25 protein-coding genes are annotated in these 25,479 nt (G+C 46.4%); 20 read left to right on the top strand and 5 right to left on the bottom strand.

The features are described from left to right. Positions 1-19 precede the first annotated feature (19 nt). The 3 genes from MCG46_RS15085 (at position 20) to MCG46_RS15075 (ending at position 4,792) form a co-directional block, all read left to right on the top strand. The gene (locus MCG46_RS15085; RefSeq protein WP_240280700.1) at positions 20-2,608 is read left to right on the top strand and encodes an ATP-binding protein; all 2,589 of its coding nucleotides are present in this window, start codon (positions 20-22) and stop codon (positions 2,606-2,608) included. Further along, positions 2,595-4,046 carry a GntR family transcriptional regulator gene (locus tag MCG46_RS15080; protein ID WP_240280699.1) on the top strand — a complete coding sequence of 484 codons (1,452 nt, stop codon included), beginning with the start codon at positions 2,595-2,597 and terminating at the stop codon, positions 4,044-4,046. Before MCG46_RS15085 ends, MCG46_RS15080 begins: the two co-directional genes overlap by 14 nt. 263 nt (positions 4,047-4,309) lie before the next feature. After that, entirely contained in the window at positions 4,310-4,792 is a 483-nt protein-coding gene (locus tag MCG46_RS15075; protein WP_240280698.1) for a COG2426 family protein, read from the top strand. Positions 4,793-5,003: 211 nt separating this feature from the next. On the opposite strand, the gene MCG46_RS15070 is transcribed toward MCG46_RS15075, so the two are convergent. Further along, positions 5,004-6,308 (bottom strand): GGDEF domain-containing phosphodiesterase, encoded by a 1,305-nt coding sequence (locus MCG46_RS15070; RefSeq protein ID WP_240280697.1) that lies wholly within the window; start codon positions 6,306-6,308, stop codon positions 5,004-5,006. A gap of 144 nt (positions 6,309-6,452) precedes the next feature. Here MCG46_RS15070 and MCG46_RS15065 point away from each other — a divergent pair, with 144 nt between their 5' ends. From MCG46_RS15065 to MCG46_RS14985, 17 genes are all read left to right on the top strand, one after another. Then, the gene (locus MCG46_RS15065) at positions 6,453-7,607 is read left to right on the top strand and encodes an AfsR/SARP family transcriptional regulator (protein ID WP_240280696.1); all 1,155 of its coding nucleotides are present in this window, start codon (positions 6,453-6,455) and stop codon (positions 7,605-7,607) included. A gap of 235 nt (positions 7,608-7,842) precedes the next feature. Next, complete coding sequence (locus tag MCG46_RS15060; RefSeq protein WP_240280695.1) at positions 7,843-8,745, top strand: transglutaminase-like domain-containing protein; 903 nt, start codon at positions 7,843-7,845, stop codon at positions 8,743-8,745. Between the two features lie 15 nt (positions 8,746-8,760). Continuing rightward, positions 8,761-9,795, top strand: coding sequence for a type II secretion system F family protein (locus MCG46_RS15055; RefSeq protein ID WP_240280694.1), 1,035 nt, complete (start codon positions 8,761-8,763; stop codon positions 9,793-9,795). A gap of 4 nt (positions 9,796-9,799) precedes the next feature. Next, on the top strand, positions 9,800-10,108 hold the full coding sequence (locus tag MCG46_RS15050) for a hypothetical protein (protein ID WP_240280693.1): 309 nt from the start codon (positions 9,800-9,802) through the stop codon (positions 10,106-10,108). Then, on the top strand, positions 10,105-10,572 hold the full coding sequence (locus MCG46_RS15045; RefSeq protein WP_240280692.1) for a DUF4860 domain-containing protein: 468 nt from the start codon (positions 10,105-10,107) through the stop codon (positions 10,570-10,572). The genes MCG46_RS15050 and MCG46_RS15045 overlap by 4 nt, the downstream gene beginning before the upstream one ends. Further along, on the top strand, positions 10,569-10,988 hold the full coding sequence (locus MCG46_RS15040) for a hypothetical protein (protein WP_240280691.1): 420 nt from the start codon (positions 10,569-10,571) through the stop codon (positions 10,986-10,988). The genes MCG46_RS15045 and MCG46_RS15040 overlap by 4 nt, the downstream gene beginning before the upstream one ends. Continuing rightward, entirely contained in the window at positions 10,981-11,187 is a 207-nt protein-coding gene (locus tag MCG46_RS15035; protein ID WP_240280690.1) for a hypothetical protein, read from the top strand. The genes MCG46_RS15040 and MCG46_RS15035 overlap by 8 nt, the downstream gene beginning before the upstream one ends. Further along, positions 11,187-12,260 carry a type IV pilus twitching motility protein PilT gene (locus tag MCG46_RS15030; RefSeq protein WP_240280689.1) on the top strand — a complete coding sequence of 358 codons (1,074 nt, stop codon included), beginning with the start codon at positions 11,187-11,189 and terminating at the stop codon, positions 12,258-12,260. Before MCG46_RS15035 ends, MCG46_RS15030 begins: the two co-directional genes overlap by 1 nt. Before the next feature lie 290 nt (positions 12,261-12,550). Then, positions 12,551-13,741 (top strand): ATP-grasp domain-containing protein, encoded by a 1,191-nt coding sequence (locus MCG46_RS15025; RefSeq protein ID WP_240280688.1) that lies wholly within the window; start codon positions 12,551-12,553, stop codon positions 13,739-13,741. A 5-nt stretch (positions 13,742-13,746) separates the two neighbouring features. Beyond that, on the top strand, positions 13,747-14,502 hold the full coding sequence (locus MCG46_RS15020; RefSeq protein ID WP_240280687.1) for an esterase family protein: 756 nt from the start codon (positions 13,747-13,749) through the stop codon (positions 14,500-14,502). Positions 14,503-14,641: 139 nt separating this feature from the next. Then, positions 14,642-15,418, top strand: coding sequence for an alpha/beta hydrolase (locus MCG46_RS15015; protein ID WP_240280686.1), 777 nt, complete (start codon positions 14,642-14,644; stop codon positions 15,416-15,418). Continuing rightward, positions 15,415-16,596: an ATP-grasp domain-containing protein gene (locus MCG46_RS15010; protein WP_240280685.1), complete on the top strand. Its 1,182-nt coding sequence runs from the start codon at positions 15,415-15,417 to the stop codon at positions 16,594-16,596. The genes MCG46_RS15015 and MCG46_RS15010 overlap by 4 nt, the downstream gene beginning before the upstream one ends. 62 nt (positions 16,597-16,658) lie before the next feature. After that, positions 16,659-17,942 (top strand): M20 metallopeptidase family protein, encoded by a 1,284-nt coding sequence (locus MCG46_RS15005; RefSeq protein WP_240280684.1) that lies wholly within the window; start codon positions 16,659-16,661, stop codon positions 17,940-17,942. After that, positions 17,942-18,829, top strand: coding sequence for an RluA family pseudouridine synthase (locus tag MCG46_RS15000; protein ID WP_240280683.1), 888 nt, complete (start codon positions 17,942-17,944; stop codon positions 18,827-18,829). Before MCG46_RS15005 ends, MCG46_RS15000 begins: the two co-directional genes overlap by 1 nt. A gap of 360 nt (positions 18,830-19,189) precedes the next feature. Then, complete coding sequence (locus tag MCG46_RS14995; protein WP_240280682.1) at positions 19,190-19,723, top strand: RNA 2'-phosphotransferase; 534 nt, start codon at positions 19,190-19,192, stop codon at positions 19,721-19,723. 251 nt (positions 19,724-19,974) lie between these two features. Next, on the top strand, positions 19,975-20,160 hold the full coding sequence (locus tag MCG46_RS14990) for a biotin/lipoyl-binding protein (RefSeq protein WP_240280681.1): 186 nt from the start codon (positions 19,975-19,977) through the stop codon (positions 20,158-20,160). A gap of 769 nt (positions 20,161-20,929) precedes the next feature. Next, on the top strand, positions 20,930-21,502 hold the full coding sequence (locus MCG46_RS14985) for a hypothetical protein (RefSeq protein ID WP_240280680.1): 573 nt from the start codon (positions 20,930-20,932) through the stop codon (positions 21,500-21,502). A 1,059-nt stretch (positions 21,503-22,561) separates the two neighbouring features. Here the strand turns inward: MCG46_RS14985 and MCG46_RS14980 are convergent. From MCG46_RS14980 to MCG46_RS14965, 4 genes are all read right to left on the bottom strand, one after another. After that, positions 22,562-23,212: a flavin reductase family protein gene (locus tag MCG46_RS14980; protein WP_240280679.1), complete on the bottom strand. Its 651-nt coding sequence runs from the start codon at positions 23,210-23,212 to the stop codon at positions 22,562-22,564. 47 nt (positions 23,213-23,259) lie between these two features. Continuing rightward, positions 23,260-23,799 (bottom strand): hypothetical protein, encoded by a 540-nt coding sequence (locus tag MCG46_RS14975; RefSeq protein WP_240280678.1) that lies wholly within the window; start codon positions 23,797-23,799, stop codon positions 23,260-23,262. A 256-nt stretch (positions 23,800-24,055) separates the two neighbouring features. Continuing rightward, on the bottom strand, positions 24,056-24,802 hold the full coding sequence (locus MCG46_RS14970) for a CPBP family intramembrane glutamic endopeptidase (RefSeq protein ID WP_240280677.1): 747 nt from the start codon (positions 24,800-24,802) through the stop codon (positions 24,056-24,058). After that, positions 24,799-25,371 carry a TetR/AcrR family transcriptional regulator gene (locus tag MCG46_RS14965; RefSeq protein WP_240280676.1) on the bottom strand — a complete coding sequence of 191 codons (573 nt, stop codon included), beginning with the start codon at positions 25,369-25,371 and terminating at the stop codon, positions 24,799-24,801. The genes MCG46_RS14970 and MCG46_RS14965 overlap by 4 nt, the downstream gene beginning before the upstream one ends. Positions 25,372-25,479 lie beyond the last annotated feature (108 nt).

The following is a 25,479-nucleotide window of genomic DNA, read 5'->3' as shown; positions in this document are numbered from 1 at the left end:
GAAAAGGGAGGATACGCTGATGAAGCAGTCCGGAAAAAATAAAAATTATAAAATCCATATTTTTGTTTCAGCGCTGCTTTTGATGACCGCTATTTTAAGCGGTATTGCCATCCTGCGCGTTCAGCGTGAATCGGAACAAACCGTTAAGAATATCAGTGAAGTTTATCTGCATGAAATGACAACGCAGATCAGCAATCATTTCAATACCAATCTGGACAGCCAGTTTGCCCAGATCCGAACGCTGGCCAGCGCAATTAAGCCGGATGATCTGAAGGACGAGGCAAGTCTAAGACGTTTTCTCGAACGGGCGCAGATTGACAATGATTTCGTTCATATCGCACTGATCAGCGATCAGGGGCTGGTTTACTCCTGCGATGGCGTAGTGCCTGCCATGTCGAAGATTTCGGGATTGGATCAGCTGCTGCGGGGAAGCGGGAAAGTAATCTCGGTCAATGAATCCATATGGGAAAGCGATATGATTTTATTAGGAACGCCAATGATGCCGGTTACGTATGCTGACGAACAGTTAGTCGCGGTCATCGTGGGAATTCCAACCGCGGATATTGGAACCAAGCTGGGACTGGACAGCGAAAAAGAAACCAATTCGCATACCAACATCGTGACGGTGAACGGAGATTTTATCATCAAAAGTAATTTCATGGAAAACAACGTCTATGGCTCGAATCTGTTTACGATCTATCAGCAGCAGGCCCGTTTTGACAAGGGTTATGATATGGAAGGACTGCTGCAGGCGATTGATCAGCGCGAGAGCGGCATGACGCTGCTCAGTCTGGGCTCTCATCATGATTATCTTTATTATGTCCCGCTTTCTGGAACGAATTGGTATATGATGACAAGTATGGCCTACGATACAGTCAACAATCAGATTTCCTATTTAAGCCGTCTGATCATCGTCGTGGGCATTGGCATCTTTTTCATCATTTTAGGCACTGTGTTTACGTTCTTTATTTTGCTGAACCGCAGTGAAAAGAAAAACAATCAGCTGCTGATGAAGGAAAAGGAACGGGCGGAAACAGCCAATCGGGCAAAAAGTGACTTCCTGTCGCAGATGTCGCATGAAATCCGGACACCGCTCAACGGCATCATCGGGATGGTTGAAATTGGGAAGAATCACATTGAGGAACCGGATCGGATTCGTAATTGTTTGGAAAAGATCACGCTCTCCTCTCAGCATCTTCTGTCGTTGATCAACGATATTCTGGACATGTCTAAAATTGAGCGCGGCAAGGTTGAACTACATCCGGAACCGTTCAATTTAGGCCAGCTTCTAAGGACTTTGACCACGGTTTTCTACACTCAGGCAAAAAATAAGAAGATTGATTATGAGATTGTGCTTGTGGGAGAAGTTGAAGAAAATCTCATTGGTGACGTCCTGCGGTTGAATCAGATTCTGACGAATCTGCTTTCCAATGCAATGAAGTTTACCCCGGAAGCCGGGCATGTTTATCTGAAGCTGACACAGCGCCGGGAAGCGGATCAGCTCTGGATCCGTTTTGAAGTCAGAGATACCGGCCGCGGCATTGCCCCAGAGAATATAGATCGTATTTTCGAAGCCTTTACGCAGGAAAACAGCGGGATCGTCCGTCAGTATGGCGGAACGGGTTTGGGCTTGCCGATCACCAAAAACTTTGTGGAAATGATGGGCGGGTCAATCCAGGTTGAAAGTGAAATCGGCGTTGGCAGCGTCTTCACTGTCGATCTTCCGTTTGCTTTGGAAAAGAAACCTGCCGAGGAAGGCTGCGGACACGGACAGCGGGTTCTGATTCTGGATCAAAACCAAGAATCCAATGCCCATCTTGCGGCTGTATTGAATAAGGAATGCTTACAAACCGATTCTGCATTCACCGAACAGGAAGCTTTGAGGTGTCTGCGGACAGCCGCGGAGACGGGAAATCCGTATGAATTCTGTTTTATCCGCTGGGATTTCTCGGAAGCGATGCCGCAGCTGATCCCGCAAATGAAAAACGCAGGGAAAAATCAAGAGCTCAAACTGATCTTAACGGGTCTGGATCAGGATGAACTGGATGAGACATCCGCACAATGCGGCATCTCGGCGACGCTTTGCCGTCCGGTCTTCCATTCAGGAATTGCTGAACTGTTTTTGGAGCTGGCAGGTCAGAGGCCGACAGCTAAACATGCGGACCCTTCCCAGGTGTTAAGCGGAATTCGGATTCTAGTTGTTGAAGACAATGAAATCAACTTGGATATCGCGTTGGATCTGCTTCAGGATGCGGGGGCTCAGATCGATACTGCGATGAATGGTCAGGAAGCTGTGGATCGGTTCTGTGAGAAACCGGAAGGGTATTATCAATTGATCCTGATGGACGTGCAGATGCCTGTGATGGATGGTTACAGTGCGACCCGGACGCTGCGGTCGCTGTCCCGAAAAGATGCGGCGAGTGTGCCGATCATCGCGATGACGGCCAATTCCTTCCGTGAGGATATTCAAAAATGTATGGACAGCGGAATGAACGCGCATATCGCCAAACCTTTTGTGATGAAGGATATCTTTGCGGCCTGTCTGCCTTTGCTGCAGCCGCAGATAAAACACAGGACTGAGGAGGAAAACCCGCATGGCGATGTATGAGAGCATCTTTCAGATCATCAAAAACAGAATCGAAAGCGGTCTGCTTGAAGAAGGAACTGCACTTCCGTCCCGCGCGGATTTAAGTCAGGAGTTCGGCACTTCCGAAAAGACGATCCGGCATGCCCTGGCCTTGCTGGAAAAAAACGGATTCATCGAAACGGAACAGCGGAAAAGACCGGTTGTCCGGCGGCCTCATGATGGACATCGGGCGACGCTGTCAGCTTTAAAACGGATTGATGCCGGATTGACCAGTGATCGAATAAAAGCCGGGGTTCTGCTGTGCTATCCATTGATAAAAAATGGGATTTCACTCTGTACCCAGCGGGACTTAGAAGTGCCGCGGCAGATTCTGGAAATCATGAAGGATGCCGATGCTTTTACGTTTTGGAAGTTATCTAAAAAGTTTCTGCGGTTTTTTGTAGCCCGGAATGAAAATGTTTTGATTCTGCGCATCGTGGACAGTCTGGGACTTTCTGATTTAAATCCGTTGTATGATAACCCTCAGATCCGCACACGCTACTGGCAGCAGCTGCAGGCTTTGCTGCAGGCGATTGAAATAGGAGGGGATCTGGAGGCGCTTGTATTTGATGATCTTTCTGAGATTTATGGTGTGGTAGACGGCGGCATTCCGGCCTTTCGGGCCATTTCAGATTGTCCGATTCTGCCTGACAGAACCCAGCTTGAACAAAGCCTGGATAATAATGATGTCCAGTATTCCGCCGTGTATATGGATATTCTCGGACTGATCGACGCCGGTCAATACCGCAAAAAGGACCAGCTGCCTCCGCATAAAGAGCTGCAAAAACAATATGGCGTCAGCGTCAATACCACCGTCAGAGCAATTCAGATTTTACAGTCATGGGGGGTAGTGAAAGCGGTGCGCGGCCAGGGGATCTTTGTTGAGATGGATCGCAAGGAAATCGAAGCGATCACGATTGAACCGCGGCTGATCGCCTGCCATGTCCGCCGTTATTTGGATACGCTGGAATGCCTGAGCCTGACGATGGAAGGAATTGCGGCCAGCGCCGCAGAAGCGATGGATGAAGCTTCAATCGCTGCGCTTCAAGCCGAGGTAAATCGACTGTGGACGACGGATTATCTGTATGAGCGGACACCGGCCCTGCTGCTGGATTTTATAATCAGTCATGTGCATAACGAAACCTTAGACTTGATTTATTCCCTTTTACAACGAAATTTCAAGATTGGGCGTTCACTTCCGGGGTTGCTGAATACTGAAAAAAATGAACTGAACGTATCCGTTCATGAACAGTGTCTGGAAGTGATCGAAACGCTGGCCAGTGGCGATCCTTTGGCTTTTGCGGAGAAATGCGCAGCGTTGTTTGAGCGTATTTACCGTCTGGTTATCGAGGCCTGCCGCCAATTGGGCTATTATGAGGCGGCGGCAACCATTTACGATGGTCGGTCGCTGTGGAAATAAAGCCATTAGGCTGAACAAGCGAAAAGGGAGAGCCTAAGGCGAGCTGCAGACCGCTGCCGTTTTCCCCTTCCTTCATCATCTGAATGATGCTTCCTGAAAAAAGATCGGGATCTGATCGTTGATCACTGAATCCACGCCTGGATAAAGCGATGCTGGAAATTTCTAAGAAACCCTTAAGAAACATGGTTTTGCCTTGTATCTTAGTTTGAATTCGTGTACAATGGCAATGCTGTAAAGATAAAAAAGAATTGGAGTACTCAAGCATGTTAAAAAAATATTTCTTAGTTTTTCTAATATCCATGGTTCCCCTGATTGAGCTGCGTGGAGCCATTCCTTACTCTCAGGCTTTCGGGATGCCGCTGTGGTCTTCCTATCTTGTCGCGATTGTCGGCAATATGCTGCCGGTTCCGTTTATCTACCTGTTTGCCCGCAAGGTGCTGATCTGGGGCGCGGATAAACCGCTGATCGGCAAGTTTTTCACCTATTGCCTGGACAAAGGCGAAAAGGGCGGAAAAAAACTTCAGGCCAAAGCCGGCCGCGGTTTGTTTATTGCGCTGCTGCTGTTCGTTGGAATTCCGCTGCCGGGTACCGGTGCCTGGACAGGAACACTGGCTGCCAGTTTTCTGGATATGGATTTTAAATCCAGTGTCATGGCTGTCATGGGCGGTGTTCTGTTAGCCGGCATCATCATGGGATTAGCCAGCGCAGGTTTATTCGGAGCGCTCAATCACTTTATTTTAGGTTAAAAAAAGGCTCTGTCATAATGTTATAGAACGGGTTCTTACTCGAAGTTGGATGAATCGTAAATAACAAAAAAAGGAACGGCGAAAGGATGCGCGGTGAACTGCGTAATCTTACCGTTCCTTTTTCTATGTCTTTGATGATCTCTTAGCTGCATAAGAACTAAAAACACTTCATTATGATCCTTTTACTTTCGTTTTCCTGTTTTCCTGCGCGTTACAGTCCTTTCTTGCGAAGAAAGGGCTGCTGAATCAGCATGCGCTCAAATTCCGGAATCGGCACCGGCGTGCTGTAATAAAATCCTTGAACGAAATCACAGCCGTGTGTCCGAAGGAAATCAATGTATTCCTGAGATTCTACACCTTCGGCTACCGTCTGCATTCCCAATCCGCGCAGGATCGTCAACAACTCGCGCAATACAATTTGCTTCTTTTCATCCAACGGCTCATTGAAAAAGCTGCGGTCCAGCTTGATCATGGAAATCGGCAGTGAGCTGAGCAGACTGAGTGAGGAATAACCAGCCCCGAAGTCATCCAGGGAACAGGAAAATCCCCGTTTCTGAATTTCATGCATGGAATCCAATAAGGTGGCTTCGCCGTTCAGTTCAATTTCTTCCGACAATTCAAATTCAAACAGTGACTGCGGCAGCGCATAACGATTAAAAATCGTCAGGATTTCGCCGAGATATTCAGTGTCCATAAAGGAAGGTCGCGAAAGGTTGCAGCTGATGGGGACGATCGGCAAACCTTGATCTAACCAGCGGGTAAAACACTGGCAAAGCTGATCGAAGACAAACTGGTCGATTTTACGGATAAAGGTATTTCGGACAAAGATGGGCAGAAAAACATTCAGCGGAACCTGCACTCCGTCGTGATACCAGCGAATCAAAGCTTCCCCGCCATCAATTCGGCCATCGTTTAATCTGACTTTCGGCTGAATGAAAACGACGAACTCTGGTTTGTCCAGAGCGGGATGCATCCACGTTTCGATCTGTGCCTGCTGAGTTATCGGATCCTGGATCGCAGGACTGGAAAATTCATAAGAGGAACTGTAGCGTGAATAATCCGGTTCATAACGCCGGGCATTATCAGCATAATCCAAAGCCTGTTGATATTCATCGCCAGGCTGCACCCGATGAATACCGAAGGACAACAAGAGCCGCAGCCACTGTCCCTGATAATGCAGCTGATAAATCTCACGGTCAATGACGAGCAGTCGCTCAAGGGTGATCTCATTGGTTTCATCATGCAGAAAAAGCAAAAACTGATCTTCTGCCAAACGGAAAAGTGCCTCTTCTGGATGCCGATGCTTCTGCAGCACGGCATAAACCTGCCGCAGAATTTCATCCCCGGCTGCATAGCCGTAAAGGGTATTGATGCGCTGGAACTTTTTGATATCGATGATCATCAAAACCAGTGAATTGGGGAACTGCCGCTTTTGTTGATAAAAAAGCTGTTTTGGGTGTTGTTGGTCAACAGTGAATGAGGCGGAAGATAAGGGACGATGGATGCGATGGGCCATGAAAAACACCCCCGTTTTTACTGTCTTTTATTATATCATCTACAATTTGATAACCAAAATATTTTTAACAAATCGCGTTCAGAAGTTACAAAAATCATGAGGATTGCTCTATAATAGGGGTGCATTACGTGGGGAGGCCAGAGTATGGAGACGATTAGAATTCAGATGCTCGGCGGGTTTATTTTGCGAAGTCAGGACCAGACAATTGATCTGATCGACTGTCTGGGCAAGCAGACGGCGTCTTTTCTTGCTTATCTTTGTTTGAATCATAATATCCTGGTTACGAAAGAAAAGCTGATCGAGATGTTTTGGGAAGATTCAAAAAATCCGCTCAATGCGATGAAATTTACAGTGCATCGTTTGCGTAAATGTTTGGAAGAACTGCCAGTTCCGGAAGCGGGCAGCTGGATTTTGACGCAGCGCGGCGGTTACAGTTTTAGCTGCGCGAATTTGAGCTTGGATATCGATGCTCTGAGCGTTCCGCTGGATGTTTCATCCTTGAACGAAGAACAGACGGAAGCACTGGTGCAGCTGTATCCCGGAGAATTTCTTCCCGGTTTGGATCAAAGCTGGATTTATACGTATCGCGAACAATACTGGCAGCTGTATCTGCAGCGTGTTCAGACGGCTGCCCAGGCACTGGCGGAACAGCAGCACACCCAGCAGGCGGAAACTTTACTGTTGAAGGCTCTGCAGCTGGATCAGTATCAGGATCAGCTGAATTATCTGTATTTGAAAATTCTGCTGGACCAGAAAAAATATGCGCGGGCGATTCAGCATTACGAAAAGATATCCGACTCGTTCTACAAGGAGTTTGGGATGGAATTTCAAGGCCAAAGTCAGTCGCTGGTCTACTTTGTAAAAGCTGATAATGAGGAGAAGGAGCTGACGCCGATCGATTACTTAGCAGAGTTGGAGAGTACCTCAGAGCCAGCTGCTTTTTATTGCGAACGTCCGGTTTTTGCCAAGCTGGTACAGAATAAACGGTTGGAGGCAAGCCGGAATCAGGAGCCGGCTGTGCTGGTGATCGCCAGCTTGAAGGTCACGGATCCGAAATTATCCACCCAGGACAGCGGAGATCAGCTGAATCGGATAATTCGTTCCGGGCTGCGGGCAAACGACGTTTATACCCGTTTCAGCAAGACCCAGTTCGGCATTCTGATGAATGTGCGGCAAAAAGAAGATACGGCGCTGGTCATGGACCGCCTGGCACGGCGTTTTTATAAAAAAATTCCGTCTTCACGCTGCCGGCTGAATTATGAATATGAGCAGCTGAAGGAAAAAAGCCGGCAAGGCTGAGAAATCAAAATTATTCCGGAATTTCCTTGAATTCTAACGGTTTTCTAACTTCCTTCTGGCATAATAAAAACGTTGAAGACAAGCGGCAATTCTGCACGAAAAAACGGCCTGCCTCGCTTTCGAAGGTCTTGAATGCGGTGGTTGGAAGGATCGGTCCGGCCGTGAACTGCGGCTTGGGAATCAGCCGGGTTGTGCTATAATAAAACAGGAAAAGACGGAAAGGAGGAGGCAGATTTTGAAAATACGCAGATGGCTGGCTTTGGTATTGCTGCTATCGGCCTGCGGCTCCTCCGGAAAACCTGCAGCAGATCAGCAATATCCGACGCCGACGGAACAGACGCCCGCTCCCACACCTTCAGAAATCCGGCTTCCGGAAGCATCCGGAAATGTCATCCTGGGGGACAGTCTGATTCAGATTGACGCCAGCCATACCGATCAAGGCTATCTTATGGTGAAAACATTAAGCACCGATCATCGCCGCCTGAAATTGAAGATTATCAAGGATGGCGAGGAATATCCGTACGATATTGATCGGGATGGGGAATATATCACTTATCCTTTGACTCAGGGCAGCGGGCAGTATGAGCTTCGCGGCTATGAGAACATTGAAGGAACGCGCTATGCTGTCCTGTTTAAACAGACGCTGGATGTGCAGCTGGCGGAGGAAACGCTGCCGTATCTGTATCCCAATCAGATCGTGAACTATACGCCGCAGTCAGCCAGCGTCCTCAAATCCTTTGATCTGACGCAGACCTGCGGGACAGAATTGGAGCGGGTGCTGACGATTTATAACTATGTGGTCGGTCATGTCAGCTATGATTGGGATAAGGTTGAAAAAGTCAAAGATCAGTACGTGCTGCCGATTGTCGATGAGACTCTGGCGGAAGGCAAAGGGATCTGCTTTGATTATGCGGCCTTGATGAGTGCGATGCTGCGGGTTCAGCAGATACCGACGCGGCTGATCACCGGCTATGTGGACGAAGGTTATCATGCCTGGGTAGAAGTCTATGTCCGCGGTGCGGGTTGGATCAACCCGGAAATCTATTTTGAAAAGGAAACATGGACGCGGATGGATCCGACTTATGCCTCAACCCAGATGAAATACAAGGGCGAATATCATGATAAATATCGTTATTAAAGGGGGCAGGAAACGATGAAAAAAATCTCCGGAAATGAATGTGCATTGTTGTGTCAGCAGCTGGCTATGATGATCAGCTCAGGCTTATCCTGCGAAGAAGGCCTGGCGGTCATCGCCAACGACCAGCCGGATACGGAAATGCATGATGCACTGTTGAAAATGAAGAATGAAGTAGAGCTGGGAGAAACGCTGGCGGAGAGTCTGGCAAAAACGGAAGCGTTTGATTCCTATATGATCCGGATGGTTCAGATCGGTGAACAGACCGGCTATCTGGATCAGGTGCTGGAAGCGCTGTCCCAGTATTATCAGCGCATGGAAAAGATTCGGATCAATCTGAAAAACGCGCTGACCTACCCGCTGATCCTGTTAATCATGGTGTTAGTGGTCGTCGGTGTGATTTTGTTCAAGGTGCTGCCGGTCTTTGATGAGGTGCTGCGCAATCTTGGCGTATCACTGCCGGTATCGGCACAGATGCTGATGCAGGCGGGGACTGCGCTGATTTTGGGGGCGGCCGCAGTGGCCGTGCTGGCTCTTTTTGGTGCAGCCTGGATCGGCTGGCGGCATATCCGCAATCCCCAACAATCGCTTACCGCGCTGCTAGCGGGTGTGCCTTTGATCCGCGGGGTGTGCCGTGAACTGGCGTTGGCGCAGGCGGCGTTTGCGTTGTCGCTGTTTACCCGCAGCGGTGTAGAAATCAGTGAAGCGCTGCAGGGGGTCGAAAGTTTGATCGAACATCCGGCAGTCAAAAAGCAGATTCAGCAATGCACGCAGAAAGTCGCGGCCGGGGAAAATCTGGATCGGGCTTTGTTGGACTGCGGATTGTTCAAAGAAGCCTATGCGCGGATGATTGGGATTGGACTGCGGGCAGGCCGGGGGGATGAGATGATCGCCCAGGTCGCGCAGCGCTATGATGAAGATACGGAAACTGCCGTGAATCAATTTCTCAATACGATTGAACCGCTGATGATCGTCCTGCTGTCGGTGATTGTCGGCGCGATCCTGCTGTCGGTCATGCTGCCGTTGATGAACATCATGTCCAGTATCGGGTAAGCCGATGAAACGATTTGGAAAAATCATGATGGCCGCCGCGGTTTTTGCGGTTATCCTGTGGGGACTTGGCGATGCGCTGAACCAGACTTCAGGTCAGATCCGCAATGAGGAAGCCCAGCTGATTGAGCAGCGGATCGAGCAGGCGGCTGTGCTGTGCTACGCCTTAGAAGGCAGCTATCCGGAGGAAATCAGTTATCTGGAACAAAACTACGGCGTGGTGATTGACAGCGAAAAATACAATGTTTTCTACCAATCGCTCGGCTCCAATATGAAGCCTGAGGTTCAGGTGTACCGGAAGGGGGCGGTTCGATGAAGCGCCCGCTGACTGAAATGGTGTTCATGCTGTTATTGATGCTGCTGTTTGTCGGCTGCTCCTTTGTAACGATTGAACGCTGTGCCAGCTTTTATCAGTCGATGCTGCGTGAGCAGCAGGCAGATGATCAGGTGCAGCTGCCCTATCTTGTTCTGTTCAACCGTCTGCAGAACGTGCCGGCGGATCAAGTGGCGGTGCGGGAATGGGCCGGGACTGAATGCCTGGTGATTCAGGAAGAAATCGAAGGCCGAACTTATGAAACTCTGTTTTATTATCAAAACGGCGCACTGATGGAGCTGTTGACGGGGACAGAGCATGAACTCGACTTAACTGCCGGAGAAATCCTAGTTTCCAGTCAGCCGCTGAGCTTTGAGCTTGAATCTGACCGGCTGCAGGTGCGCTGGCAGAATGATCAGGGACCCTCCGCCACTTTAAGCCTGATCCTGAAGGGGGGAGCGGAATGAAAATACGTCAGCGTTCCAGTTCGTTTTATTTCTTAGGTGAACTGTTGTTTGTGATCCTCTGCTTCGCCTTAGGCTCTGTGCTATGCGTGCGTTTGTTTGCGCTGGCCGATCAGAAGCATCAGCTGGCCTTAGATCAGAATCAGGCGCTGCGGCTGGCTCAGCCGCTGGCGGAACAGCTGCGCTATGCTTCCAATACGCCATTGGATCAGCTGTTTCCCGAACTTTGCACAGAGAAGTTTTGTATGTGGCAGAGTGATGAAACCGGAATGCCGCAGGAAAAGGGTGTCTATCAGATTGAAATCCTTCGGCAGGTCCACAATGAGAGTGTTGAAACATCCCTGCGCGTGATTCGGGTTCGCGATGCACGGTTATTATTGGAACTGAACCCGATTAAGGAGGCAGAAGCGCATGAATGAGAATCATGACACTCAGACGGCAGTGAATATCGGCACCGGCATCGCTCCGTTATTGATGTTGTTTTGTCTTTTGTGCATGACGACGTTTGCCGTTCTGTCCTATGTCCAGGCGAGTGCGCAGCTGAAAATGAGCGATAAAGCCATCAACCGGATGCAGGTCAGTTATACCCAGATTGAACAGAGAGGGGAGAATCGCTGATGGAGTGTTCAACGATGCTGAAAACGGCGGTTGAGCGTCAGGCTTCAGATATTTTTATTGTTGCCGGAACGCCGCTGACAGTCAAAATCAACGGGGAGATGATCCGGCTGGATGATCAGCGGCTGACACCGGAAATGACGGAAACGATGATCCAGGAAATCTTCAAGCTGAGTCAGAATCGGACGATGCACCGGCTGCAGCAGACCGGGGAAGATGATTTTTCATTTTCACTGACGCAAATGGGGCGTTTCCGTGTCAATGTCTATCGCCAGCGCGGATCTCTGGCCGCGGTGCTGCGGGTCGTTCGCTTTGTCCTGCCGGATGCGAAGGAGCTCAACATCGATGAACAAATTCTTTCCTTTGCCCATCTGAAAAAAGGCCTGGTTTTGATCACCGGTGCGGCTGGAAGCGGGAAGTCCACAACTTTGGCCTGTCTGATCGACGCGATCAACCGCAGCCGCAGCGGGCATATCATTACGATCGAAGATCCGATTGAAGTGCTGCATCGGCATCAGCAAAGCATTGTCAGCCAGAGGGAGATCGGCCAGGATACGCCGGACTATATCCACGCTCTGACCGCGGCGCTGCGCGAAGCGCCGGATGTGATTTTGGTCGGTGAGATGCGCGATCTGGAAACGATGCAGACGGTTCTGTCAGCAGCGGAGACCGGACATCTGGTGTTTTCTTCGCTGCATACAACCGGAGCTGCGAATACGATCAACCGCATCATTGATGTTTTCCCCGCTGAAAAGCAGCAGCAGATTCGCGTGCAGCTGTCGATGGTGCTGCAGGCGATCGTTTCCCAACAGCTGGTACCGGCAGTCGGCGGCGGCTTGATCCCAGCCTTTGAAATTATGAAGGTGAACAATGCCGTACAGACGCAGATCCGGGAAAATAAGATTCATCAGATCGACAACACGATCCAGGCCAACGCCCGCGACGGCATGGTCACAATGGACGCCAGTTTATTGAGTCTGCTGAAAGCCGGACGGATTACTAAGGAAACCGCACTGCTGGCCTGCTCAGATCCGGATTTAATGCGCAAACGTCTGGCTGCCACAAATCTGATCTGAAAAACGCAGGGCAAACAGCTGGACTGCCGTGCTGCGGGAATCAATACCATGACCGGAGTGAGACCATAAACAATTCAAAGAACAAAAGGATATCTGAGTGAGAAAAGCGGATATCCTTTTCTTATTGATTTCGGGATGGTTGGGCGATATCCCCTTGTCTGAACGATCTATGTCTTTATTTTCATTTCTTTCAGAAATATTTCAGAATTTGTCTGTTTTTAGCCGGCATTCAATTTAAAAACTAGTTCAATTCTGCTACAATAAAATTAAGATAAAGGTGGGGAATAGCCATGAATTTTATTTTTATTTCGCCGAACTTTCCGAAAACCTATTGGAATTTTTGCCGCTGTTTAAAACAGAACGGAGTGCGTGTGCTGGGCATCGGAGATGCCCCGTATGAGCTGTTGGAGGACAACCTCAAACAGAGCCTGCAGGAATACTACAAGGTTTCAAGTCTGGAAAATTATGATGAGGTTTATAAGGCCTGTGCTTTTTTTGCGTTTCGTTATGGCAGGATTGACTGGATTGAATCCAACAACGAATACTGGCTGATGCAGGATGCGCAGCTGCGCACCGATTTCAATGTGACCAGCGGTGTGCGCAACGAAGCCATTTCTTTTATTAAATACAAGAGCCAGATGAAAGCCTTGTATGAAAAAGCCGGGATCAGAACAGCCCGTTGGCATCTGGTTTCTGATCGGGAGGCGGGTTTGGCATTTGTCGAACAAACTGGTTATCCGGTGGTTGTCAAGCCGGACAACGGTGTCGGCGCCAATGCGACCTACAAGCTGGAAAATGAGGATCAGCTGCATGAGTTTTATGATCATCTGCCGCAGGTGCAGTACATTATGGAGGAATATGTACCAGGTTCCATCGAATCGTATGACGGCATTGCCGACCGGCAGCGCCAGCCGATTTTTGAAACTTCGCATGTGTTCCCGCGGCCAATTATGGAGATCGTGAATCATGAAGAAGATATTTATTATTATTCCGTGCGTGAAATTCCGGAAGATCTGAAAGAAGCGGGTCAGCGGGTGATCGCGGCCTTTCCTACGCAGAGCCGGTTTTTCCATTGCGAATTCTTCCGGCTGACGGAAGATAAGGAAGGACTGGGGCGATGCGGTGATTTAATCGGCCTGGAAGTCAACATGCGTCCGCCGGGAGGGTATACGCCGGACATGATGAACTATGCCAATGATATCGATGTTTATAAAATTTGGGCGAATATGGTTGCGTATGATCATGGTTATTTCGACCCGTCACATCGGCCGTATTTCTGTGTTTATACCGGCCGGCGTCATCGCTTAGCTTATCAGCATACACTCGCGGAAGTCCATCAGCGGTATGAAAAAGCCATCGTCATGGCTGAAACGATGCCGGAAGTTCTCGCCCCGGCAATGGGCAACGATATGATTACTGCCCGCTTTGCGGATTATGAGGCCATGATGGAATTCGTAGATTTTACAATGAGCAAGGAGTAAGAACAATGCATACAGCCTATTATAACGAATACAGCTATCATCTTGACCGGATGATGGAATTTAAGGTTTACGGTCATTCCGGACGGCCTTGTTTAGTATTTCCGGCACAGAGCGGCCGGTTCTATGATTTTGAAAACTTCGGCATGGTGGGGGCGGTGCAGGAACTGTTGGAGCAGGGACGGCTTCAGCTGTTTGCCTGCGACAGCATCGACTGGGAAACCTGGGCGGCCTTTGACCGCGAATGCCGCGGCCGGATTGAGCGGCATGAAGCTTATGCCCGCTACATTACAGAAGAATTAGCCCCGCGGATTTTTGAAATTAATCAATGGTCCAACGACGGTCAGCGTGCCAGCGGTATTTTAACGGCCGGCTGCAGTTTGGGCGCTTTGCATGCCGTGAATTTCATGTTCCGCTGGCCGGATCTGTTCAATGGCACCGTCGGACTGAGCGGAATTTATTCCAGCAAGTGGTATTTCGGCAGCTACATGGACGATCTGGTTTACAACAATTCAACGATCGATTACCTGGATCAGATGCCTGCCGATCATCCGTATGTGGAGAAATATCGGCACTGCGACATCGTTCTGTGCTGCGGTCAGGGCGATTGGGAACAGGAAGCTCAGCAGGATACGCGCCGGATGCAGGAGCTGTTAGGCTACAAAAATATCCCGGCCTGGATCGATTACTGGGGAGGGGACGTGGTTCATGACTGGCCATGGTGGCGGAAACAATTCCCGTATTTTATGAACCGTCTTTGTTAAGGGTGAAATGCTGACCGTCGGGGATTCCCGGCGGTTTCTGATTCTTGGCCAAGGGTTTTCAGACTTGCGTTCAAGCTGAAAATTCACTACAATGAGATCGTCAGCCGGACGCTTCCGGCTAGAAAAGAGGATCAAAACCATGCTGATAAAACAGGAGACATGGATTACGCCGTTGGAAGAAGCACGGACACTCCATTTGTATATACCCGACACGCTCACCGAAGGACAGAAAGTATCGGTGCTGTATATGTTTGACGGCCACAATCTGTTTTTGGATGAGGAAGCAACCTATGGAAAAAGCTGGGGCTTAAAAGATTATCTCGATCAGACCGGACTGCCGTTAGTGGTTGTGGGAATTGAATGCAATCACCAGGGCAACCGCCGTTTATGGGAGTTTTCCCCCTATGATTTTTCTGATCCTGCCTGGGGTGAAGTGAAAGGGCAGGGGGAACTGCTTCTGGATTGGATGAGCGGTGAGCTGAAGGCCTGGGTGGATGAAAATCTGCCCGTGCTGACCGATCGTGAACATACCTTTATCGGCGGCAGCTCGATGGGCGGCTTGATGGCACTGTATGCCGGCGGCCGCTACAGTGCGGTTTACAGCCGGGCGGCTTGTCTGTCGCCATATCTGGGGTTAGTGATGGAGCCGCTGTGCAGGGATCTGGATGAGGCTTGGATCGAGGAAAACACGCAGTTCTATATCAGCTGGGGCGGGATGGAAACCGGCTCCCAGGAAGATCTGGCGCAGGTGACGGCTGATAACTGCACCGTGCAGCAGATCCTGGAAGCGAAAGCCTCAGTTTATCTGCATTGCTATCCGGAAGGCACGCATTGCGAAGCGTGCTGGGAAGAAGAAACACCGGTTTGGATGGAAGAATTAGGCATCCTTGAACGGTGTTGGGAGGACGCTGAATGATCAATTTTGTTTTAATATCACCACATTTTCCATCGAATTACTGGCTGTTTGCCCGGGCTTTGAAGAACCGCGGCGTGCGTGTGCTGGGGATTGTCGACACGCCCCAATCATCGCTGCCGGCTTCCCTGCGCGAGGTTCTGGATGATGTTTACTGTGTCTATTCGATGACCGATCGGGATCAGATGATCCGGGCCTGCGGTTATTTTACATGGAAGTACGGCAAGCTTGACTGGATTGAATCCAACAATGAATACTGGCTGAATCTGGACGCAGAGCTACGTGAAATGTTTCATGTCACAACCGGCATGTTCCCTGCCCAGCTGAATGTTTGTCAGCACAAGTCGCTGATGAAAGCGAAGTATGCCGAAGCGGGTGTTCCGACAGCACGCTGGCTGATCAGCGAGGATCCGGAAGCGATCCGCCAGTTCGCCCGGCAGGTGCATTATTCCATGGTAGCTAAGCCTGACCGCGGGGTGGGAGCCAGCGATACGATGCGCATTCACAACGCGGAAGAACTGGAAACAATGCTGAAAACGATGCATTCCGGGATGATTGTGGAGGAATTCGTGCAGGGAACTGTCTGTACCTTTGACGGGATTATCAACAATCAGGGCAAGGTCGTGTTTGCCACCAGTCATGTCTATCTAGGGTCCGTCATGGATTCAGTCAATGAGAAGCAGCCGATCGGCTGTTATTCGCTGAAAAATGTACCGGAGGATCTGCGCAGCGCCGGGGAGCGGACTTTGCAGGCCTTTGGTGTACGCGACCGCTTTTTCCACCTAGAATTTTTCCGTCTCGACTGCGATCAGGAAGGGCTTGGCAAAAAGGGCGATATCATCGGCTTGGAGGTCAACATGCGGCCGCCGGGAGGGTTTCTGCCGGATATGATTGACTATGCCAATGACATTGATATCTATCAGATCTGGGCTGATACGCTGATTGATCATGAACCGTGCTACAACCCAGAACGGCCGTATTCCAGCGTGTTTGTCGGCCGGCGCAAAGAACAGCACTATCAACATTCGACGGACTGGATTGTCGAACACTATCGTGAAGCGATTGTGCAGCGAATTGCGATGGATCCGGCGCTGGCTGAGGCCATGGGCGACGAGGTGCTGATCGCCCGCTTCCGAACCGAGCAGCAGGTTTTTGATTTCTATGCCGACTGCACTCGCTAACGACAAAGCGGAATGAACAAAACAACAAAGCAAAAAACAGGAATGAGATAAAGGAGAAAACAATGGCAATCCAATGGAACGAAGAGGCTTTGGCGCTTAGTGATCTTTGTATTGATCTGCGCCGAAAGCTGCACCGGCATCCGGAATTAAGCTCGAAAGAGGAAGCTACGGTCGCGCTGATTGATCAGTTTTTGAAGGATCAGGGAATCCGCACCCAAGTTGTTGAGCATGGCGGGGTACTGGGCTGGATTGAAGGCGGAAAACCTGGCCGAACGGTCTTGTTAAGAGCGGATATTGACGCCTTGCCGATTGAAGAAGAGGCGGCCAACGGCGGTGGTCTGCCAAAATCCTGTGTCAGTGAGGTCAAAGGCGTGCAGCATGCCTGCGGTCATGACGGACATACAGCGATGCTTCTGACGGCGGCGAAGCTGCTTCAAGCCCATCGGGAAGACTTAGAAGGAACGGTGCTTCTGTGTTTTGAACGGGGTGAAGAAGCGACGATGAATATTTACCACATCATGAAGGCACTGGAAAAAGCCGGAATTCATCCAGACAGTGTATTCGGTCTGCATGTTTCTCCACATACGCCAGCCGGGACACTGCAAATTCAGGCAGGTCCGTTAATGGCGGGCATGTTCTCCTTTCATGTTCGGCTGCAGGGACGCGGCGGACATGGCTCACGTCCGGACTTGTGCATCAATCCGATCGACTGTTATGCGGCGATTGGTCAGGCGCTGACTGCGCTGCGGATGCGGACGGTCAGTCCCTTTGAGCCGCTGACGATTTCGACCGGACTGATTCAGTCCGGAACCAAATCCAATATTCTCCCGGATACCTGTCTGTTTAAGGGAACGGTGCGGTTTTATAATCGTGAGGTCGGTCTGGCTTTCCAGGCCAAGCTGCGGCATGTCGTTGAACATATTGCCGAGGCGTACGACTGCACCGCGCATTTTGAGAAACTAAACGCCCCAGGCTTCCCGCTGAACAATGATGCGGCTTATGCGAAAACGGCGGCCGAGGTCTGCCGTGAGCTGTTGGGAGAAGCGGCGGTGATGGAAGCTGAGCCGTGGATGGGAACGGATAGTTTTCCTTTGTATTTGCAGCGGATGCCGGGCGTGTATGCCTTTTTGGGAATGCGCAATGAAGCCCGCGGCATTACGGCCGACGTGCATACTTCCCGCCATGATCTGGACGAAAGCGTGCTGTGGAAGGGCGCGGCAGCGCATGCGGCCTGTGCCGAAGCCTTTTTAAAACAACCGAGGCCGCAGGATTGGAAACCCAATCCGCTGGATCTGGATACGCTGTTTGAACAGGCTGGCTATTTGTTTCCGGAAGGTCGGGATTAATGGATTTTCAAATTGACAGTCCCTGGCTGAATCTGAGCATTCCAGCGCAGGCCGAGGGACAGACCATTGCGGACTTTTTAATGGCGTGGTCGTGTTCCAAAGCTTATCGGTATAAGCTGGAAACTGAGCAGAGAATCCTGCTTAACGGTCAGCCTGTCCGGCAAAACGTAAAATTAAAAACGGCGGATCGGCTTGCGCTGAAGGTATTTCAGCAGGAGGAGCCGGATTTTGTCCCGTGGGATCAGCCGCTTACGGTTTTGTATGAGGATGAGCTGGTTCTGGCTGTGTCCAAGCCTTCCGGCATGATTGTGCATCCGGATGATAAACAGAAGAGCGGAACCCTGGCGAATCAGGTGGCAGCGTATTATCACCGCACAGGTCAGCATTGTACGGTGCGCCCGATTCACCGTCTGGACGAAGGAACCAGCGGCATCGTCCTGTTCAGCAAATGTCCGTTTTTTCAGCCCCGTCTGGATCAAGCCCTGGCGCAGAAGCAAATTTACCGCACCTATCTGGCAGTGGTCAGTGGCGTGATGAAGCCAAAGGAAAAACTGACAATCAATCAACCGATTGGCCGGGATCGGCACCAGGCCAAGGCATATCGCATCTCGTCCACAGGAAAGCCAGCGTGTACGCATATTGAGGTTCTGCAATGCCGTCAAAAGCAGCATCAGACGCTTGTCCGCTGTGAACTGGAAACGGGCAGAACGCATCAAATCCGTGTGCATCTGGCTTCGATTCAGCATCCGATCATCAATGATCCGCTGTATAATCCCCGGCCTGTTCAAGGCAGGATGAAGCTGCATGCTTGGAAATGTGTCTGGACGGATCCACTGAGTGGCTGCCGCAGAGAAATCGTGGATGAACTGCCCCAGGCGTTTTGGTGAGGACAAGCTCAGACTTTTATTCAACTTGTCACAGAGGCTTAGAATCAAGGAAAACAGCGTACTCTGCCTGAGATGACGCTGCTTTTTTGATCATAGGTTAAAATAATTAATTATAGCATACTAAAAAGTTTTTGATTGAAAATGAATGCTTTTTGTAAAAATCCCTGTTTTTTAATGATTTTCGCCAAAATCATTCAGAAAAAGATCAAATATTATATCATAGATTTTATCATATGCATGAAAATGAATGCTTTCTGCCAATTTCACTGTTTTTCGTTCATTTTTAAAGAAATCGTTCAAAACAGGAGAAGAAAGCGATTATAGATATTAGGATAGAGAGAGTCAGGAGGTTAACGGACGATGGATGAGAAAAAATTAGGTCAATATCTCAGTCTGATCTTACGGCACAAACCGGAGGTCATTGGCATTCAGCTGGATGAGCACGGATGGGCGAAGGTGGATGAGCTGATTGCTGGAATCCGCAAAACACAATTCATGGATCAAACACTTCTGGAGAAGCTTGTTGCCGAAGATGAGAAAGGCCGGTATGCTTTTAACGATGATAAAACGCTGATCCGCGCGAATCAGGGTCATTCAATACCGGTTGACGTAGAATTAAAAGAAGTCCAGCCACCGGAAGTTTTGTGGCATGGAACAGGCGAAAAGTATGTCGCAAGCATTGATCGGGAAGGCCTGATCAGTAAATCGCGATTGTATGTTCATTTATCTGCCGATTTCCAAACTGCACTGAAGGTTGGAAGCCGGCATGGCAAGCCGGTTGTTTATGCGGTTGATGCCAGACGGATGCACGAAGAGGGCTATGTGTTCTTTTTATCTGTCAATGGCGTATGGCTGACACAGCGTGTACCTACGGCATATTTGAAAAAACGATAAGAACATCATGAACTGAATTCTAAATCATTTTCTGTGGCCACCTGTGAATTCCATCACAGTATAAGAATTATATTATCATTTATATAATCAACAAAGCAGAGGGGATATAAGTGAATAAGCGTATACAAGACTACATTATAAGACATACAAAACAAAAAGATGAAGATCTCAAATATGATTTCATGCCATAATTATAGATTATTTGTAGTATTATTTCGGCAAGGTATATAAAAGTAGATGTAATTGTACCTATGATTGCAAGACTAGTACCGCCTGGGAATATTGTACTTGTACAATTACATACCGGGGGAATAATAGAGAAAATATTTGTAACAGAAGGGCAATATGTTGAAAGAGGAGAAGTTTTAATAACTATAAATTCCGATATTTTAAATGTCGATATCGGAAGAGTAACAGGACAAAATACAATTATTTAAACTCAGCTAGATGTGTACCAAAAAATATATGATGATGCAGACATTTCAGATATCAATATTGAAGATTATGATGTAGATACAGGAAAATACATACAGTAAATAATATCTATAGAAGCTCTATATAAAAGTACTCTAAAACAATACGAACTAGCATTAAGTAATGTAAAATTAAAAAGCGAAATAGCTGAAAAGATGCTAGAGCAATATGGGGGTCCTGATTATGAAGCACAGCGATTAGTTATAAAGTAAAGAGAAAGTGGTGAAGCATTAGCAAAAGAAAACCTGAAAAATTGTAAACTAAACTATAAGGCAGAAATAGCCAAAGCAATTTCAACAATTATCGATCAGCTTGCAACAATAACCTCAGATAAAGACAAAACGGAATTAAATAAGAATTATCAAAATTTAGTGTCCCCAATAACAGGATTTATAACAAAAATAGAAAATATATCAACAGGTTCTATTACTAATCCAGGTACAGCTTTAATAAGCATAGTCTCTGATGAAATACCAACTGAAGTAGAAGGTTATGTCTTAAATAGAGATGTAGCCAACCTAGATTTGAATATGGAGGTTGCAATAAAATTAGATGCATATCCTATGGGACAATTCCAGGAAAAATTACTTATATAAATCCTTCAGCATTTAACCATGAAAAGTTTGAAAGTGTTTATTTAATCAGAGCTAATATAGATAACACAAATTTAAAAATTAAACTTTTTCAGGACTAACGGGTAGTATGGAGGTGAAGGTAACTAGGAGAAGTGTATTGGATTATTTTTTAGCCCCTATTAAAAAAAGATTTGCATCAAGTTTCAGAGAAAAAATAAAGAAAGAAAAGGAAAAAATTATGACTTTTGTAAAAGAATTAATACCTTTAAATGGTCCGGATCGAGAATGGCTAGAATCATTTAAACTTACTTATAACAATAAACCTATCGAATATAGTATTTATAATTTTAAAGGTCAACTAATTGCACAACGTGTATGGGCGATTGATCATGAAAAGAAAATGATTTTAATTAGCTTGGGTGGACAAGGTAATTATTATTCTGAAGGATTACCTAAAAAATTAGTATTAATTAGCAAAGAAAAAATAATTAGTAAAATATATGGAAGATTCGATCTTGAAGGAAATTCTGAAACCGGTATAAAAGTCTTTTGGAAATTAGAAAAAATTAGTATTCTTGAACAATATAAAAACAACGAGAAAGAAATTATCACAAATATTATTAACGCATTTAATGCATTAGGAGACACTACTACTAAAAGAGATGCAGTAACTGAAGTTGAATTTCATCAAATTGCCTCGCCAACTTATGTTAAGGATATTGAACTATGAATACTATAATAGATTGGCTTAGTTAACGAATTGCGGATCTAAAAAAAAGAGATAGACTATCCGATTAATGAGACAGCCTAGTTCAATGAAATGGATTATAATTTACATGATAGAAGAGTAAATTATAATGTGTGATCAAGAATTTATTAAATTATTCAGAGAACTATCCGACAGTCAAAAAGCACATATCCTATGCAAACTAATGGATAGGTTCAATTGAACCTACAAATATGGAGTGAGAAGCCTTGTAAATGTCCGCTTTATAATCAAGAAACACTGATGATAAAGAAAGGCTTTGCCCGAGGAAAACAAAGGTATTTATCAGGGTATGTCAACGAAAGTTTGCGTTTGATTTGCATGTAATTATATCATGACTCCATATCAATGTTGATGATCTTATCGTTATCTTTACTGACACATTATCCTAGGTTCCTATGTGAAAAACAGCTGCCAAATTAGACTTAGCTTACTACAGTTTTCAATCACAGGCATCGTTTGATGATTCCCTTATAAAAAAATCATCGCTGAACAAGAAGATCAGTGCGTTGGATTTATCGAGTTTGATGAAACTTATAAACTTGAATCAACAAAAGGGAGTACTCCAGAAAGAAGAAAAGCCCGCCACAGAGGTGAGCCAGCGAGTCTATGGAGAATAATCTTATAAGCAAGTTTATATAGTCACTGCAACAGATGAAAACAGCCACGAGATATTCAAAACTGTTGGTTTAGGCCAACCATAACTAAAAGTATAACAGAATCATTCGAAAAAACACATCACAAAAGGGTTGTATATCTTCTTTTGGTTGTGTTTTAATTGACCTCTTAATTGATTTTTTTCATTTCTATGAATATTTAAAAAGTACAGAACTCCTTCTTCTGTACTTCTTATATTTTCCCTTATCTTTAGCTAAATGACATTGTTAAAACAAGGACTTTCCACTTTCGTGACTTTCTCATGATGTAGAAAGGGCGAAAGCACGCGTTGCTTTTGCTCTCTTATTTGTAATACAAGGACGGGTGCTGCTGCTATTTTTCGTTGCGCAAAATTGCCCGGTTTGTTCAATACTCGCCCATATCTTTTGATTTTTTTAAAGTTGCGATCCAATCATGTGATCTACCATTGAAATTCTCCGGATTTACAGGATAATGAATATTGTAAAGAAAGCCTTCTTCACCATAACGTCCATGCACAACTTCGTCTAAATATTTTTCTTCTGCACAAATATTAACAATTTCCAAACACATCAAAACATGAGAGCTACCCTCAATTATTTCACGCTCCCATAAATAACGACATTCTAAGTTTAGAAAACATTCTTTAATCATCGGAGCATTTACGATTGAAGCTTTTTCAGAGGTCAACCCAGACAATGCGATTTCATCGTTATCAAACCCATTATTTGCAATCGTATCGCTACACTTATCATAAAATTCTAGCGATGGAAAGTTAATAACGGCTTCATTTGTTTCTCGTATACTCTGATATAAATGACCGCTTTTATTAACACTTGATAAGATTGCATAGAAACCGTGGGGACTTCCATTAAAACATGCCCATGATTGCAGACATGCGTTAGGCTTTCCATTGGATTTATAGGTGGTTACAACAAACAAAGGTGACGGGATTGCCGTCACAAATTCCATCCATGAAAAGCCATACGTTTCCATTTCAGACATCGATTTTGGTATAGTTGAATACTCTCTTTTCATTTTACTCTCCTTCAATTATATGATTCGTTATTGGTTTCGCTCTACCATTATTTGTATGTGTTCTCTTTTTCAAGCACCCAAGGAATATTTGCAGAGAATTCAAGTTGGATAGCAGGAAGCGGAAAATCTGCTTCCAATAGGGCAATATCTTTTTGAACAGATATATGGAAATTAGAAGAAACAGAAAATGTTGCACTTTCATCCCAACATGAAGTTGTATCACTTATTTTTTTCCACGCACTCTCTCCATCTAACAAAGTGCCACAGATATGATAAAAGCCGCCATATGATAGTGTTCCATCCTCGTTTGTGCAATTTACGTAGCATTCACATACCTTGCTCATATCAACGCCAAGATTAGCAAAGAACTCTCTTACTGTCTGCGGGAGCACATCGATGGCTTTCTCAAAATTCAAGCAACCATCGCATGAACAACCTTTACTGACTGGCTCTGCATTCTCATAAAAGTATTTTGTTTTTTCAATATCAAGATCAACTATGTATTGCCCAAATTTAACAACCATATACTTAATCACCTCGCCAGCACCCGATTTGTCATTCCACGCCTTATCCACTAAATGCGTCATACTCCATATTTTCTTAATCCTAATACTTTGCTCTATATCTGTCAAATATAGATGCCCATGTTTTAGAACTTTTTATAAAGTATCCGTTTTACTTGAGCACCAAGTAGGGCATCATTTTCACTTTTCAGCTCATAGCCTATTTCTAAAAAAACATAGCTATTATGCGTATTTGCGGCTAATTTAACCGGCTTGACCGACTCGAATAAGTGCCATTTTTTATTATTTTTTCTGCTGGACAATTAGCAGCAAAATCATATCAATCGTGTTGGGAAGAAACTTGCTTATCCGGCAGTGTTTTAGACAACATTAGAACATAGCTGATAAGGATTGCCAATTCTATAAAGCTGAAGAGAAGTCGTTTTTCTAGGCTTAAACCGGTCTGGTTCGCGAAGGCACTGAGGATATTGATCGTAGAGTGGGAAACAATGCAGGGAATAAGGCTTCCACCGCGATAAAACAAAAAGACAAACAGAAAACCCAAAGCGATCGCACTGCTGACTTGAAACAGATTGGATACTAATCCCATGCCGCTGCCGTTGACCAGGTTTAATAAATGACCAAGGCCAAAGGTCACGCTTGTAAGGATCACTGCGGTTTTAACATTGTCCTTTGCCAGGGCTTTAAAAAGCAGACCTCGAAACAGGACTTCTTCTAAAAATCCAACGCCGAGCATTAACACAATATGACAGAGTATTTCCGCAGAAGAGAGATTGATTTTCAGACCATTCCAAAGATTGCTTGTTGATAACAAGATTAACGGAACATAATAAAGAAATTGCCGAGCAGGAAAAGGCGAGCGGCAAAGTCCAATTTGTTTAAGCTGATTCTTTTTCTTCAATAAAGAGAATAGAACGACTGCCTGCACAGCACAGAAAATTGCGCTTGCGGAGTTTGCGATCCCAATTATTTCATTGATCGGATTGGCCAGTGATTGTAAAATACAATAAACTGCAATCCATTTCAAAGCAAAAGTCAGCTCATTCTGAGCATCCCGCTTATTCATTTCTTCTCTTCTCCGGCGGCTAAAACAGCCCCTCTGCAAGCGTGTTTTAAATGCTCGGAAATCAGCTGCTCATCAAACTTCAGAACCTTGTTGGCGATAAGGCTTGCGTAACCGTGGACTATGAAGGCGAGATTCAAAAAAACTTCTTTCGTCTGAGCTTGGTCTAAATTCAGCGCTGTCTGCATTGCTGAAAGAATCGGTATGAGCTGTTCAGAGCTGATCATTTCAAGCAGACTATTTCCTTCGGTGAAACCTGACTGAAAAAGAAAACGAAACAAATGTGGTTCTTCAATCGCAAAACGAATATAATTTAACCCCATTCCAAGCATCATGCCTTCCTGTGGCGTTTTGAAATTCATTAAATACTCAGAGTGATACTGATCTGCCGCAGCATACGCGGCTTTTTTCAATTGTTCAATCGTTTTGAAATGATACATGATTGGCTGAGTCGAACAGTTTAACTTCTTGGCCACAGTTCGGGCATTGATATTCTCGGCCCCGGTTTCACGGGCGATCTCTAAGGCAGCGGCAACAATCTGGTCTTCTGTGATCTTGGCTTTTGGCGGCATATTCTCCTCCTTATATATAACATATGTTATATAACTATAATTATATATTGCTTTAAAATTTTGTCAATTTAAGAAATGTTTAATGAATAAAAAGAAATAATGGGAATG

This window comes from Holdemania massiliensis (assembly GCF_022440805.1).
Taxonomy (GTDB): Bacteria; Bacillota_I; Bacilli_A; order Erysipelotrichales; family Erysipelotrichaceae; genus Holdemania; species Holdemania massiliensis_A.
The sequence above is the reverse complement of the archived record's forward strand: the minus strand, read 5'-3'. Positions and strand labels throughout refer to the sequence as shown.

Coding starts and splice junctions, on each gene's coding strand:
- MCG46_RS15085 (WP_240280700.1), top strand. CDS start 20: ATGAAGCAGTCCGGAAAAAATAAAAATTATAAAATCCATATTTTTGTT.
- MCG46_RS15080 (WP_240280699.1), top strand. CDS start 2,595: ATGGCGATGTATGAGAGCATCTTTCAGATCATCAAAAACAGAATCGAA.
- MCG46_RS15075 (WP_240280698.1), top strand. CDS start 4,310: ATGTTAAAAAAATATTTCTTAGTTTTTCTAATATCCATGGTTCCCCTG.
- MCG46_RS15070 (WP_240280697.1), bottom strand. CDS start 6,308: ATGGCCCATCGCATCCATCGTCCCTTATCTTCCGCCTCATTCACTGTT.
- MCG46_RS15065 (WP_240280696.1), top strand. CDS start 6,453: ATGGAGACGATTAGAATTCAGATGCTCGGCGGGTTTATTTTGCGAAGT.
- MCG46_RS15055 (WP_240280694.1), top strand. CDS start 8,761: ATGAAAAAAATCTCCGGAAATGAATGTGCATTGTTGTGTCAGCAGCTG.
- MCG46_RS15050 (WP_240280693.1), top strand. CDS start 9,800: ATGAAACGATTTGGAAAAATCATGATGGCCGCCGCGGTTTTTGCGGTT.
- MCG46_RS15045 (WP_240280692.1), top strand. CDS start 10,105: ATGAAGCGCCCGCTGACTGAAATGGTGTTCATGCTGTTATTGATGCTG.
- MCG46_RS15040 (WP_240280691.1), top strand. CDS start 10,569: ATGAAAATACGTCAGCGTTCCAGTTCGTTTTATTTCTTAGGTGAACTG.
- MCG46_RS15035 (WP_240280690.1), top strand. CDS start 10,981: ATGAATGAGAATCATGACACTCAGACGGCAGTGAATATCGGCACCGGC.
- MCG46_RS15030 (WP_240280689.1), top strand. CDS start 11,187: ATGGAGTGTTCAACGATGCTGAAAACGGCGGTTGAGCGTCAGGCTTCA.
- MCG46_RS15025 (WP_240280688.1), top strand. CDS start 12,551: ATGAATTTTATTTTTATTTCGCCGAACTTTCCGAAAACCTATTGGAAT.
- MCG46_RS15020 (WP_240280687.1), top strand. CDS start 13,747: ATGCATACAGCCTATTATAACGAATACAGCTATCATCTTGACCGGATG.
- MCG46_RS15015 (WP_240280686.1), top strand. CDS start 14,642: ATGCTGATAAAACAGGAGACATGGATTACGCCGTTGGAAGAAGCACGG.
- MCG46_RS15010 (WP_240280685.1), top strand. CDS start 15,415: ATGATCAATTTTGTTTTAATATCACCACATTTTCCATCGAATTACTGG.
- MCG46_RS15005 (WP_240280684.1), top strand. CDS start 16,659: ATGGCAATCCAATGGAACGAAGAGGCTTTGGCGCTTAGTGATCTTTGT.
- MCG46_RS15000 (WP_240280683.1), top strand. CDS start 17,942: ATGGATTTTCAAATTGACAGTCCCTGGCTGAATCTGAGCATTCCAGCG.
- MCG46_RS14995 (WP_240280682.1), top strand. CDS start 19,190: ATGGATGAGAAAAAATTAGGTCAATATCTCAGTCTGATCTTACGGCAC.
- MCG46_RS14990 (WP_240280681.1), top strand. CDS start 19,975: ATGATTGCAAGACTAGTACCGCCTGGGAATATTGTACTTGTACAATTA.
- MCG46_RS14980 (WP_240280679.1), bottom strand. CDS start 23,212: ATGAAAAGAGAGTATTCAACTATACCAAAATCGATGTCTGAAATGGAA.
- MCG46_RS14975 (WP_240280678.1), bottom strand. CDS start 23,799: ATGACGCATTTAGTGGATAAGGCGTGGAATGACAAATCGGGTGCTGGC.
- MCG46_RS14970 (WP_240280677.1), bottom strand. CDS start 24,802: ATGAATAAGCGGGATGCTCAGAATGAGCTGACTTTTGCTTTGAAATGG.
- MCG46_RS14965 (WP_240280676.1), bottom strand. CDS start 25,371: ATGCCGCCAAAAGCCAAGATCACAGAAGACCAGATTGTTGCCGCTGCC.